This window comes from Knoellia terrae, from assembly GCF_048606435.1.
In the GTDB taxonomy this organism is placed as follows: Bacteria; Actinomycetota; Actinomycetes; order Actinomycetales; family Dermatophilaceae; genus Knoellia; species Knoellia terrae.
Window position 1 is genome coordinate 231,778 of sequence record NZ_JBMBWH010000004.1, and the last position, 12,372, is coordinate 244,149.

Genomic DNA, 12,372 nt, shown 5'->3' on the forward strand with positions numbered 1-12,372 from the left:
GGTGTCTCCCGGCACTGTCGGGAGGCACCACTCGACGCCGAGGCTGGAGGCATGACCTCGACACAGACACCAGCCGTACGGCTCACCGACCTGACGAAGACCTTCGCGAGTGGCGCGACACCCGTGCGAGCCGTGCGCGGCATCGACCTCACCATCGGGCGCGGTGAGGTCGTCGCCGTCCTCGGACCGAACGGTGCCGGCAAGACGACCACCCTCGACCTCGTCCTCGGCCTGACGACCCCCACCTCCGGGTCGGTGGACGTCCTCGGCGGCGCGCCGCGCGAAGCGGTCCGTGCCGGGCGCGTCTCGGCCGTCCTCCAGACCGGTGGTCTGCTGCGGGACCTCACCGTCCGCGAGACCGTGCGGATGATCGCCAGCACGTATGCCGCCCACGCGCCCGTCGACGAAGTCCTCACCCGTGCGGACCTCACCGGTCTGGCGGCCCGGAAGGTCTCGAAGTGCTCCGGCGGGGAGCAGCAGCGGCTCCGCTTCGCGCTCGCCCTGCTGCCGAACCCCGACCTGCTCATCCTCGACGAGCCCACCGCGGGGATGGACGTCTCCGCCCGGCGGGCCTTCTGGGCCTCCATGCATGCCGAGGCGGCGCTGGGCCGCACCGTCCTCTTCGCGACGCACTACCTCGAGGAGGCGGACGACTTCGCGGACCGCATCGTGCTGCTGTCCTACGGTGTGGTCGTGGCCGACGGAGCCACCGACGTCATCCGGGCGCGCGCCTCGGGTCGCACGGTCGCCGCCCGGGTCGACCCCGACCGCGCCGCGGAGGTCACCGCACGGCTCCACCGGCTTCCCGGCGTGCACGACGTCAGGGTGGACCGCGACCGGCTCACGGTCCTCTCGTCCGACTCCGACGGCGTCGCCCGCACCCTGCTCGGCTTCCCGGGCGCACGCGACCTCGAGATCACCACGGGCTCGCTCGAGTCCGCCTTCGTCGCCCTCACCGGCGCCCGGCAGGACGGGGCCGCGGCATGAGCGCCACGACGTCACGACCCCTGACGCCCCGGACCGCGGGCGGCGAGGCGCGCACGCGTGGTCGGCGGACGGCATACCTGGGTCTGGAGCTCTGGCGGGTCGTCCGAGACCTCGTGACGATGTTCTTCGTCGTCGGCCTGCCGGCCTTCATGTACGTCCTCTTCGGCGCGAGCGCCGGGTACTCGCAGGAGAACGCCGGCAACGGCAACGTCGCGCTCTACGTCATGATCTCGATGGCGGCCTACGGAGCCGTCACCGCGACGGTGGGCATCGGCGGCATGGCCGCGGTCGAGCGCATGCAGGGCTGGGGGCGCCAGCTCGGGATCACCCCGCTCGGGGACGGCACCTATGTCGCCACGAAGGCGGTCGTCGCGCTCGTCGTCGCCGTCCTGCCCATCGCGGTCGTCTACGTCCTCGGCCTGCTCACCGGTGCCGAGGGGACCCTGGCGGCCTGGCTGGGCAGCGCGGCCGTCCTCGTCGTGGGGGCCGTGCTGTTCGCCCTCTACGGGCTGGTCTTCGGGCTGGCGTTCCGCTCCGAAGCGGCCGTCACGGCGGCCTCGGGCTCGCTCGTCGTCCTGGGCTTCCTCGGCAACATCTTCTTCCCACTGAGCGGCCTGCTCCTCGAGGTCGCGCGGTTCACGCCGCTCTACGGCTACGTGGCCCTGGCCCGCTACCCCCTCACCGAGGGGATGGTCGTCGACTCCACGGGCGCCATGCGCAGTGAACCGCTCTGGATGTCGGTCGCTAACGTGGCGGTGTGGACGGTCATCCTCGCGGTGCTCGCGACCGCGCTCGTGCGGCGCAGCCGTGGTCGGCAGTGAGCGCCTCCGTCCCGCAGGGCTCGCCCCACCCGTGGCAGCGCTGGGGCTGGGTCATGGGAGGTGTCTGGCTGGTCTTCCTCGCGTTCCCGGTCGCCGGCGCGGTCGACAGCGGCGAGAGCGCGCCCCGCGTCGCGGGAGCGGTCGCGATGTTCGCCGTGTTCGCCGTCGTCTACATCCACGGGTTCAGGGCGCTGGGCCGGGCCGGGGACGAGCGTGAGGTCGTCCGGGGCGGGGTCGCCCACCTCGCGGTCCTCGTCGCGATCTGCCTCGCGATCCACGCGCTGGTCGGGTCCGCCTCCGTGGGAGGTGGCCCCTACCTCGTCGCCCTGTCGATGTTCGCACTGCCGCTCTGGGCCGCCGTCGGTGTCACCTCCGTCGTCCTCGTCCTGACCGTGTGGCTGACGACGCAGTCGGCGGAGCTGGCTGACAGCTGGTACCTCAGCGGCATCGTCCTGCTCGTCGCCGTCGTCACCGCCGTGGTGCGCACCATCGAGCGCCGGAGCATGGTGCACGACCAGCTGGCGGCCGAGCTGTCGGTCGCTGCCGAGCGGGACCGCCTCGCCCGGGACGTGCACGACGTCATCGGCCACACCCTCACGGCGATGAGCCTCAAGTCGGACGTGGCCGAGCGGCTCCTGGACACCGATCCGGAGCGGGCCCGCCGGGAGATCGTGGAGGTCGGTGCGTTGAGCCGTCAGGCGCTCGCAGAGGTGCGGGCCGCCGTCGGTGGCCTGCGGTCAGCCCGCCTTGACGACGAGATCGCCTCTGCTGCAGCGATGCTCGCCTTTGCCGGCATCATCGCGAAGATGCCCGACGACCTGACGATCGTCGACCCTCGCCACCGCGTGGTCCTCGCCTGGGTGCTGCGGGAGTCCGTCACCAACGTCGTGCGGCACAGCGGCGCCTCGGTGTGCCGGGTCCTCCTCGGGCCGTCCTCGCTCACCGTCGAGGACGACGGTCGGGGTCCCTCCGGGCTGCGCGAGGGCAACGGGCTGCGCGGTGTGCGCGAACGGGTCGACGCCGCGGGTGGCTCCCTCAGGGTCCGCGACGCCGCTCCCGGCACACGGCTCGAGGTCACCCTGTGATCCGGGTGCTCGTGGCCGACGACCAGGCCCTCGTGCGCGGTGCCATCATCACGCTCCTCGGACTCGAGCCGGACCTCGAGGTGGTCGCGGAGGCGGGGCGTGGTGACGAGGTGCTCGAGCTCGTTCGGCTCCACCGCGCGGACGTCGCGCTGCTCGACGTCGAGATGCCCGGGCTCGACGGCATCGAGGCCTGTCGAGCCGTCACGGAGGCCGGACTCCCGACCCGAGTCCTCATCGTGACGACCTTCGGTCGCCCGGGCTTCGTGCGTCGCGCGCTCGAGGCCGGCGCCGCGGGCTTCGTCGTCAAGGACACCCCGGCGTCGGAGCTCGCCGACGCGGTGCGGCGCGTCCACGCGGGGGAGCGGGTGGTGGACGGTGCCCTCGCGGCGGAGTCCCTCATCGAGGGGGCCAACCCGCTCACCCCACGCGAGCAGGACGTGCTGCGGGTCGCGCTCGCCGGCGCCCCGATCTCGGTCGTGGCCCGTGGCGTGCACCTGTCCGAGGGGACCGTCCGCAACTATCTCTCGTCCGCGATGGCGAAGACGGGGACGTCGACGCGGGCGGAGGCCGCGATCCACGCCCGCGACCGCGGCTGGCTCTGACGCCCCGGAGCACGAGTCCGGCCAGCACCGGGACGCTGCTCGCGAGGGGCCTTGCATGGGCCGAGGTGGGGGAGCACGCTGGCCGGGTCACCGACCGAGCGGAGGAGCCGATGGTGTCGTCAGCAGGGTCGTCGGAGGCTGCCGAGCGCCTCGTCGCCGATCTGATCCGCGGGGCCTGGCGGACGCTCACGGCACGGGCCATGGCCGAGCTCCGCCTCGCGGACGCCCTCGTCGAGCCGGCCACCCTCGAGGAGGTGGCCTCGTCCACCGGCACGCACGCCCCGACCCTCGACCGGCTGCTCCGGACGCTGACCGCGCTGGGGCTGCTGACCCACGAGGACGGGTGCTTCCGGGTGACCGAAGCAGGTGCGCGTCTGCGCAGCGACGTCCCCGGTTCGGACTGGGGCGCGATGATGATGATGCCGGCCCCGTGGACGCTGGAGACGTGGCAGCGACTGCCTCAGGCCGTGCGCACCGGCCAACCCGTCTTCGAGGACGTCCACGGGATGTCCTTCTGGGAGCACCTGCGCACCCACGAGGAGGTCGGCCGGACGTTCGACGCGGCCATGGCGCGGGGCGCGAAGGACGAGGAGCCGGCCGCGCTGGTGGCCCGGGAGCTGGAGCGCTCCGGCGCCTCGGTGCTCGTCGATGCCGGTGGCGGTACCGGCCGGCTGCTGGCCCAGGTCGTGGCCGCGGTGCCGCACCTCAACGGCGTGCTGGCGGACCGGGCCGAGCCGGTCGCGGGGTCCGCTGCCGTCTTCGCGGAGCACCGGGTCGAGGACCGGTGCCGGGCCGAGGTGTCCGACTTCTTCGTCAGCGTGCCGCAGGGCGACGCCTTCCTGCTCAGCAACATCCTGCACGACTGGGACGACGAGCAGTGCGCGGCGATCCTGGAGCGGGTGCACCGTGCCTGCGCCCCGGGTGGGTCCGTCATCGTGCTCGAGTCGGTGCTCCCGGACGAGAGCGACGGGATCGGTCCGGAGAGCGCCCAGCTGCGACTGCTCGACCTCATGATGCTGCTCAGCTTCGGAGCCCGCGAGCGCACCCTGGGCGAGTACTCCGCCCTGCTCTCGCGCGCCGGCTTCGTCGACGTCAGGTTGGTGCCGGGCCGCAGCCGCCAGCTCGTGCTCGCCTCGCGGCCCTGAGTCCTCCCGTCACGCACAGCAGCCGCGTCCCGGTCGACCGGGACGCGGCTGCTGCGTCGGTGCCTCGGCGTGTGCGGGTCAGGCGTCGCCGCCCTCGTTGCCGCTGGTGCCCGCGCGCACGTCGAGCAGGTCGTACTTGTCGGCGGCCTTGCCCGGCACGTCAGCCTCGACCTCGCCACGCGCTGCGAGCACCTGCAGGGTGCGCACGGCGAGCGAGGGTCCGTCGACGTGGAAGAAGCGACGAGCCGCCGGACGCGTGTCGGCGAAGCCGAAGCCGTCGGTCCCGAGCGAGTGGAAGTCGCCCGGCACGTACTGGGCGATCTGGTCGGGAACCGCCCGCATGTAGTCCGAGGTGGCGAGCACCGGGCCGGCAGCGTCCTTGAGCTGCTGCGTGACGTAGGGGACGCGCGCCTCGTTCTCCGGGTGGAGGAAGGCCTCCTCGTCGCAGGCCAGCCCGTCACGACGCAGCTCGCCCCATGACGTCACCGACCAGACGTCGGCCGCGACGCCCCAGTGGTCGGCCAGCAGGCGCTGCGCCTCGAGGGCCCAAGGCACCCCGACGCCGGACGCGAGCAGCTGGGCCCGGGCCGGCTGGTGCGTCCAGCCCTCCGTCTCGGCCTTCTGCAGGAGGTACATGCCGCGCAGGATGCCCTCGGCGTCGACGTCCTCCGGCTCGGCAGGCTGGACGTACGGCTCGTTGTAGACGGTGAGGTAGTAGATGAGGTTCTCGGGATCGTCGCCGTACATGCGCCGCAGACCGTCACGCATGATGTGCCCGATCTCGTAGCCGAACGCCGGGTCGTAGGCGAGCACCGCGGGGTTGGTCGACGCCAGGAGGGGGGAGTGGCCGTCGGCGTGCTGCGTCCCCTCGCCGGTGAGGGTCGTGCGACCTGCCGTGGCGCCGATGAGGAAGCCGCGGGTCAGCTGGTCGGCCGCCGCCCAGATCGAGTCACCGGTGCGCTGGAACCCGAACATCGAGTAGAAGACGTAGATCGGGATCATCGGCTCGCCGTGGGTCGAGTAGCTCGTCCCCGCTGCGGTGAACGCCGCGACCGAGCCGGCCTCGTTGATGCCGGCGTGGAGGATCTGGCCCGAGACCGACTCGCGGTAGCTGAGCATGAGGTCGTGGTCCACGGGCGTGTAGTTCTGCCCGTGCGGGTTGTAGATCTTCAGGGTCGGGAAGAACGAGTCCATGCCGAACGTGCGTGCCTCGTCCGGGATGATCGGCACGACGCGCTTGCCGAACTCCTTGTCGCGCATGAGGTCCTTGAGCAGGCGGACGAACGCCATCGTCGTGGCGATCGTCTGCTTGCCGGAGCCCTTGCGCACCTGCTTGTAGGCGTCGTCGCCCGGCAGGGACAGCTGGGTGTACCTGCTGCGTCGCTGCGGGATCGAGCCACCGAGGGCCCGACGCCGCTCGAGCATGTACTCGAGGGTCGGGTCGGTCTCTCCGGGGTGGAAGTACGGCGGCTGGTACGGGTTGTCGTCGATCTGCTTGTCGGTGATCGGCAGGCGCAGGACGTCGCGGAAGGTCTTGAGGTCGTCGACGGTCATCTTCTTCATCTGGTGGGTCGCGTTGCGCCCGGCGAAGTGGCTGCCGAGCGAGTACCCCTTGATGGTGTGCGCGAGGATCACGGTCGGCTGGCCGGTGTGGTTGACCGCGGCCTGGTAGCCGGCGAAGACCTTGCGGTAGTCGTGGCCGCCGCGCTGCAGGTCGTGCCAGATCTGGTCGTCGGTGAGGCCCTCGACCATCTTGCGGGTGCGCGGGTCACGGCCGAAGAAGTGCTCGCGGACGTACGCCCCGTCGTTGGCGCGGAACGTCTGGTAGTCCCCGTCGGTCGTCGTGTTCATGATGTGGCGCAGCGCGTGGTCGCGGTCGGCGGCCAGCAGCGGGTCCCAGCCGCGTCCCCAGATGACCTTGACGACGTTCCACCCGGCGCCGCGGAAGAAGGCCTCGAGCTCCTGGATGATCTTGCCGTTGCCCCGCACCGGCCCGTCGAGGCGCTGCAGGTTGCAGTTGACGACGAAGGTGAGGTTGTCGAGCTCCTCGTTCGCCGCGAGCTGCAGCAGGCCGCGCGACTCCGGCTCGTCCATCTCGCCGTCGCCGAGGAAGGCCCAGACGCGCTGGTCGGAGGTGTCCTTGATCCCGCGGTTGTGGAGGTACTTGTCGAACTGCGCCTGGTAGATCGCGTTCATCGGGCCGATGCCCATCGACACCGTCGGGAACTGCCAGTAGTCCGGCATCATCCGCGGGTGCGGGTAGGAGGACAGCGCCCGGATCTGCCCGTCGACGATGTGGCTCTTCTCCTGGCGGAAGCCGTCGAGGTCGGTCTCGCCGATCTGGCCCTCGAGGAAGCTGCGGGCGTACATGCCGGGGGAGGCGTGGCCCTGGTAGAAGATGTGGTCGCCCCCACCGGGGTGGTCGGGCCCACGGAAGAAGTGGTTCATGCCCACTTCGTACAGCGTCGCCGCCGAGGCGTACGTCGAGATGTGGCCGCCGACCGACACCCCGGGGCGCTGGGCACGGTGCACCATGACCGCCGCGTTCCAACGGATCCACCGCCGGTACTGGCGCTCGACGTCCTCGTCACCCGGGAACCAGGGCTCCTGCTCCTGGTCGATGGTGTTGACGTAGTCGGTCGCGGTCAGGGAGGGGACACCGATCTGGTTCTCGCGCGCCCGCTCCAGCAGCCGCAGCATGACGTAGCGGGCACGCTGGCGCCCCCCGTCGTCGATGAGCTGGTCGAGCGAGTCCAACCACTCCGAGGTCTCCTCGGGGTCGATGTCGGTGAGGCTGCTCGGGAGGCCATTGAGGATCGGGCCGGCTTCCTCGCGAAACGTCACGACGGTTCCCTTCTCTTGCGTCCACGACCCTGAGAGGTCGACTCGCTCCATCCTGTCACTGGGGAGTGGCCGTCGTCACACGCGGGTCGGCTGGCAGGCTGGTGCCCATGACGACGGACGCCGACCCCCACGTGACGCCCGTGGACCCGGACGCGGTCACCCTGCACGGTGGGGACCTGCCGTGGCGGCCGGTGAGCCCGGCGCTGCGCACGGTGCGGCTCATCACCCTGTTCGCGTGGCTCGCACCGTTCGTTCTCGCCTTCGTCGTGCTGGGCGTGCTCGTCAACCCGTGGTTCTGGGGAGGTGCCGTCGTCGTCGCGGTCCTGCTCGCCTGGGGTGTCTGGCTCGTCGTCCGGCAGGTCTCCGCGATCACCTGGATCGAGCTGCCCGACGAGATCGTCATCCGCAAGGGACGCGTCTTCCGGTCGCTCGTGAGCATCCCCTACGGACGCCTCCAGTACATCGACGTCGAGTCCGGCCCGCTCATGCGCTCGCGCGGGATCGCGTCCTGCGAGTTCCACACGGCCTCACCGGAGAGCGGCGGCACCCTGCCCGGGCTCCCCACCGAGGAGGCCGAGGCCCTGCGTGGGCGGCTGGCCGCCCGGGGCGAGGCGCAGCGAGCGGGCCTGTGACCGAGCCCGGGTCAGGACCTCACCCAGCACACGCCCGTCGCGACCTCGCCCTCCACGAGTGGCAGCACCTCCACCCGTTGTCGCCCGTCCTGCGGGGAGGTCTCGTCGGCCTGGCGGTGCTGGGGTATGCCGGCTCGCAGCTCGTGGACAACGTCTTCCGTGGGCTCGGTGGCGGCGACGCGGACCGGGACGACGCGGACGGCGGGCCCGACCGGGGCGTGCGGGAGGGACTGGGCTTCCTCTTCGACCACTCGCTCGTCGCCGTCGCCGTCGTGCTGGTGGCCCTCTGCCTCGTGGGTCTCGTCGGCTGGCTCACGTGGAGGTTCTCGAAGTTCCGGGTGGCGGGCGGCCAGATCGAGTTCCGCAAGGGCTGGCTGTTCCGCGAGCACCGACAGGTCCCGCTCGAGCGGGTCCAGGCCATCGAGATCAGCCGACCGCTGCTCGCCCAGCTGACCGGGCTGTCCCAGGTGATCGTCCAGTCCGCCGGGGGAGGAGACAGCCACCTCAAGCTCGCCTTCCTCGGTGCGGGCCGCGCCGAGGAGGTGCGGCGGGAGCTCCTGGCCCTCGCCGGGCGTCGTGACGAGGCAGCGCGTGCCGATGCGGGAGCCGACGGCGCCTCCCACCAGCGGTTCCCGGGCCCGGGCGGCGACGACGAGGGACGTGAGGTCCTGCGCGTCCCCAACTCGCGCCTGTTCGTGGCCACGATCCTCCACGGCGGGACGATCGTCCTCGGCGCCGTCGGGCTCCTCGTCGGGGCGCTCGCCCTGGCGACCTGGGGGTCCTCGCTCGAGGTCCTCACCGGCGCGGTCATCGCACTTCCCGCGCTCGGCCCGCTCGTCTTCGGTCTCGTCGTCAACCGGGTGGGCGAGCTCCTCAAGCACGGCAACTTCCGCCTCGGCGACACCGGCACCGCCGCCCGGATCCAGCACGGACTGACCGACAAGCGCACGACGACGATCCCGCTGCACCGCATCCAGGCGGTCGGGATGGTGCAGCCGATGTGGTGGCGGCCGTTCGGCTGGTGGCGGGTCAAGGTCAACGTCGCCGGAGTCGCCCAGGACCCGACGGGCAGCTCCGACAACGAGACGACGGTCCTGCCGGTGGGCACGCTCGACCAGGCGCTCGCCGTGCTCACCCTCCTCGACCCCGCCCTCTCCGAGGGTGACCTCCGCCGTGCCGCCCTCGGCGACGGGGTCGACGGAGGCTGGACCCTGGTCTCCGAACGAGCCCGGCGTCTGGACCCGCTGAGCTGGCATCGGTCCGGTTTCGCCGTGTCCGAGCACTCGCTCATGCTCCGCACGGGCAGGTGGTGGCGTCGCGTCTGCGTCATGCCGCACGCGCGGGTCCAGTCGCTCCGCCTGAGCCAGGGACCCCTCGACGCGCGTCTCGACCTCGTGACCGTGACCCTCGTCTCGACCCCGGGCCCGGTCGACCTCAGCATCGAGCACCTCGACGCGGAGACCGGCAGCAGGCTCCTGCGTGACGAGGCGTCCCGGGCGCGCGCGGCCCGGGCAATCTCACGAACCGCTTGCACCGAACCCGAAGTTCCTAGTCAACTAGTGCCCCGAGACCGAACCGACGAGAGGTAGCCCGACCGTGAACACCCCTGCACCACCGCCCGCCGACCCGGGGGCGGAGGGCCCGGCCGGCGTCGAACGCCTCGGGTTCGCCGCCGAGCAGATCGTGCAGGAGTTCGGCTGGGCGGAGGACGTCGACGACGACTTCCGCTTCGCCGTCGAGGACGTCATCGGTTCGGACCTCGAGGACGAGGACTACACCGGAGAGACCGACGCGGTGCTGCTCTGGTGGCGTGCCGACGACGGTGACCTCACCGACGCGCTCGTCGACCTGGTCGTGGTGCTCGGCGAGGCCGGCTTCGTCCTGGCGCTCACCCCGAAGGACCGGGGCGGGGGCGCCGTCGACCCCGCCGAGATCGACGAGGCCGCGACGACGGCCGGTCTGCACACCGCCGGCGCCTTCAACGCGTCACCGGCCTGGCGGGCCACCAAGCTCGTGGCGCCCAGGACGCGGCGCTGACAGCAGGCTGCGGCAGACTGCGTGTCATGACGGACACCTCGGCCGCGCTCGCCGTGGGGACACGCGCCCCCGCCTTCACTTTGCGCGACCAGAACGGCGCCGAGGTCTCGCTCGCCGACTACCTCGGGCGGCAGCACGTCCTTCTCGTCTTCTACCCGTGGGCGTTCTCGGGGATCTGCACCGGCGAGCTCACCGAGATCCGCGACGACCTCGGCCGGTTCGTGACCGAGGAGGTCCAGGTCCTCACCGTCTCCTGCGACGCGATGTTCTCCCTGCGTGCCTATGCCGACCGTGACGGCTACTTCTTCCCGCTCCTGTCCGACTTCTGGCCCCACGGCGAGGTCGCCCGCGCCTACGGCGTCTTCGACGAGGCCGTCGGAGTGGCACGCCGGGGGACCTTCCTCATCGACCCGCAGGGGACGATCCGCTGGTCGCTCGTCAGCGGGATCGGCGAGCGACGCGACTTCAGCGGCTACCACGCCGCTCTCGCCCGCGCCTGACCCGTCCTGACACAATGGCGGACCGGTCGCGGCCACCCGCCGCGACGGGGCCTGTAGCTCAGTTGGTAGAGCACCGCGTTTACACCGCGGGTGTCGTCGGTTCGAGGCCGGCCGGGCCCACATGACCGTTCTGCTGCGTGACGTCGTCGACGTCCTCGAGCGCCTGTACCCGAGCTCGACCGCCCAGTCCTGGGACCAGGTGGGCCTGGTCACCGGCGATCCGGAGCAGCCGGTCGAGCGCGTGCTGCTCGCCCTCGATCCCACCCTCGCCGTCATCGACGAGGCCCGGTCGACCCAGACGGACCTCCTGATCACCCACCACCCGCTGCTCCTGCGTGGCGTGCACTCCGTCGCGACGACCACGGCCAAGGGCGCCGGCGTGACCCAGCTGGTCGTCGGCGACATCGCCCTCTACGTCGCGCACACCAACGCCGACGTGGCCGCTGCCGGTGTGTGCGAGGCCCTCGCCGTCGCCGCCGGACTTCTCGACACCCGACCGCTGGCCGTCGTCGAGGACCAGCCCCTGGGCCGGGTGGGTCGGCTCGCGACACCCATGACGCTGGGCGACTTCGCCACCTCCCTGCACGCCGCGCTGCCGGCCGCCGCCGGAGGGCTCCGGATCGCGGGTCCGGCCGACGCCGTCGTCGAGTCGGTCGCCGTCCTCGGCGGGGCGGGGGACGACCAGCTCGCGACCGTGCGTGCGGCGGGAGTCGACGTCTACGTCACGGCCGACCTGCGCCACCACCCGGCGCTCGAGGCGCGCGAGGAGTCCCGAGGCGCTGCTCCCTACCTCGTCGATGCCGGCCACTGGTCGAGCGAGGCGGTGTGGCTGCCGACCGTGCGAGACGCCCTCGCCGCTGCACTTAGGGTGGACATCGACATCAGCACAGTGCGCACCGACCCGTGGACGTTCACGGTCGGCGCGGAGAACCTCGGAGGTATGCCGTGAAAGCCGACCCAGCGCGCCAGTCCCAGCTGCTCGACCTCCAGGCCATCGACACGCGGCTCTCCCAGATCGACCACGCGCGCAAGACCCTCTCGCAGCACGCGGAGATCGCGGACCTCGAGGGCAAGGCCCGCCTGCTCGACGACCAGCTGGTCCGCTCGCGCACCGAGCTCGGTGACGTCCAGCGCGAGCTGGCCAAGGCCGACGCGGACGTGCAGCAGGTCCGCGACCGGGCGACCCGCGACCAGCAGCGTCTCGACTCGGGCGTGGGCACCGCCAAGGACCTCACCGCGATCCAGCACGAGCTCGAGTCGCTCGGCCGCCGCCAGGCGGCGCTCGAGGAGGTCGAGCTCGAGGTCATGGAGCGCGCCGAGTCCATCCAGAACGACGTCACCGAGCTGGAGCGTGGCCGGGCCGAGCTGACCGAGCGGCTCAGCACCCTCGAGTCGGCCCGCGACGACCGGCTGGCCGAGCTCGATGCTGACGCCGCCAACGTCGTGGCGCCTCGCGACCGGCTGGTGGAGCTCGTCGGCGAGGACCTCGTCACCCTCTACGACAAGATCCGCGCGACCAGCGTCACGGGTGCCGCCCCGCTGCGCCAGCGTCGCTGCGGCGGGTGCCAGCTGGAGCTCAACCCGGTCGAGCTGGGCCGGATCAAGGCCGCCCCGGCGGACGAGGTGATCCGCTGCGACGAGTGCCGGCGGATCCTCGTGCGCACTCCGGAGTCCGGTCTCTGAACGACGCCTGACCACCGTGCTGCCCGCGCCTAGGCT

General features: G+C 71.9%; 12 protein-coding genes and 1 tRNA gene. 12 read left to right on the forward strand and 1 reads right to left on the reverse strand.

Features of this window, described 5'->3' with window-relative positions; translation table 11 throughout:
* Nucleotides 1-51: 51 nt before the first annotated feature.
* From ACOJV9_RS08095 to ACOJV9_RS08115, 5 genes are all read left to right on the forward strand, one after another.
* Entirely contained in the window at nucleotides 52-987 is a 936-nt protein-coding gene (locus tag ACOJV9_RS08095) for an ABC transporter ATP-binding protein (protein ID WP_420184681.1), read from the forward strand.
* Nucleotides 984-1,808, forward strand: a complete 825-nt coding sequence (locus tag ACOJV9_RS08100) for an ABC transporter permease (protein WP_420184682.1) — start codon at nucleotides 984-986, stop codon at nucleotides 1,806-1,808. Before ACOJV9_RS08095 ends, ACOJV9_RS08100 begins: the two co-directional genes overlap by 4 nt.
* Nucleotides 1,805-2,893, forward strand: coding sequence for a sensor histidine kinase (locus ACOJV9_RS08105; protein WP_420184683.1), 1,089 nt, complete (start codon nucleotides 1,805-1,807; stop codon nucleotides 2,891-2,893). Before ACOJV9_RS08100 ends, ACOJV9_RS08105 begins: the two co-directional genes overlap by 4 nt.
* On the forward strand, nucleotides 2,890-3,495 hold the full coding sequence (locus tag ACOJV9_RS08110) for a response regulator transcription factor (RefSeq protein WP_420184684.1): 606 nt from the start codon (nucleotides 2,890-2,892) through the stop codon (nucleotides 3,493-3,495). Before ACOJV9_RS08105 ends, ACOJV9_RS08110 begins: the two co-directional genes overlap by 4 nt.
* A 113-nt stretch (nucleotides 3,496-3,608) precedes the next feature.
* Entirely contained in the window at nucleotides 3,609-4,640 is a 1,032-nt protein-coding gene (locus ACOJV9_RS08115) for a methyltransferase (RefSeq protein ID WP_420184685.1), read from the forward strand.
* Between the two features lie 78 nt (nucleotides 4,641-4,718).
* Here the strand turns inward: ACOJV9_RS08115 and aceE are convergent, their stop codons facing one another.
* Nucleotides 4,719-7,484 (reverse strand): pyruvate dehydrogenase (acetyl-transferring), homodimeric type, encoded by a 2,766-nt coding sequence (aceE, locus tag ACOJV9_RS08120; protein WP_420184686.1) that lies wholly within the window; start codon nucleotides 7,482-7,484, stop codon nucleotides 4,719-4,721.
* 107 nt (nucleotides 7,485-7,591) lie between these two features.
* Between aceE and ACOJV9_RS08125 the strand changes: the two genes are divergently transcribed.
* The 7 genes from ACOJV9_RS08125 (at nucleotide 7,592) to ACOJV9_RS08155 (ending at nucleotide 12,336) form a co-directional block, all read left to right on the forward strand.
* Complete coding sequence (locus tag ACOJV9_RS08125; protein ID WP_420184687.1) at nucleotides 7,592-8,116, forward strand: PH domain-containing protein; 525 nt, start codon at nucleotides 7,592-7,594, stop codon at nucleotides 8,114-8,116.
* Entirely contained in the window at nucleotides 8,113-9,705 is a 1,593-nt protein-coding gene (locus ACOJV9_RS08130; RefSeq protein ID WP_420184688.1) for a PH domain-containing protein, read from the forward strand. Before ACOJV9_RS08125 ends, ACOJV9_RS08130 begins: the two co-directional genes overlap by 4 nt.
* 7 nt (nucleotides 9,706-9,712) lie before the next feature.
* On the forward strand, nucleotides 9,713-10,153 hold the full coding sequence (locus ACOJV9_RS08135; RefSeq protein WP_420184689.1) for a DUF3052 domain-containing protein: 441 nt from the start codon (nucleotides 9,713-9,715) through the stop codon (nucleotides 10,151-10,153).
* Nucleotides 10,154-10,179: 26 nt separating this feature from the next.
* Nucleotides 10,180-10,653, forward strand: coding sequence for a peroxiredoxin (locus ACOJV9_RS08140; RefSeq protein ID WP_420184690.1), 474 nt, complete (start codon nucleotides 10,180-10,182; stop codon nucleotides 10,651-10,653).
* Between the two features lie 47 nt (nucleotides 10,654-10,700).
* Nucleotides 10,701-10,773, forward strand: a tRNA-Val gene (locus tag ACOJV9_RS08145).
* Between the two features lies 1 nt (nucleotide 10,774).
* Nucleotides 10,775-11,602, forward strand: coding sequence for a Nif3-like dinuclear metal center hexameric protein (locus ACOJV9_RS08150; protein WP_420184691.1), 828 nt, complete (start codon nucleotides 10,775-10,777; stop codon nucleotides 11,600-11,602).
* A complete protein-coding gene (locus tag ACOJV9_RS08155) occupies nucleotides 11,599-12,336 on the forward strand; it encodes a zinc ribbon domain-containing protein (RefSeq protein ID WP_420184692.1) in 738 nt (245 codons plus the stop codon). Before ACOJV9_RS08150 ends, ACOJV9_RS08155 begins: the two co-directional genes overlap by 4 nt.
* Nucleotides 12,337-12,372 lie beyond the last annotated feature (36 nt).

Bases quoted from the DNA above. Each gene is read 5' to 3' on its own strand.
- ACOJV9_RS08095 (WP_420184681.1), top strand. From the start codon at position 52: ATGACCTCGACACAGACACCAGCCGTACGGCTCACCGACCTGACGAAG.
- ACOJV9_RS08140 (WP_420184690.1), top strand. From the start codon at position 10,180: ATGACGGACACCTCGGCCGCGCTCGCCGTGGGGACACGCGCCCCCGCC.
- ACOJV9_RS08125 (WP_420184687.1), top strand. From the start codon at position 7,592: ATGACGACGGACGCCGACCCCCACGTGACGCCCGTGGACCCGGACGCG.
- ACOJV9_RS08150 (WP_420184691.1), top strand. From the start codon at position 10,775: ATGACCGTTCTGCTGCGTGACGTCGTCGACGTCCTCGAGCGCCTGTAC.
- ACOJV9_RS08100 (WP_420184682.1), top strand. From the start codon at position 984: ATGAGCGCCACGACGTCACGACCCCTGACGCCCCGGACCGCGGGCGGC.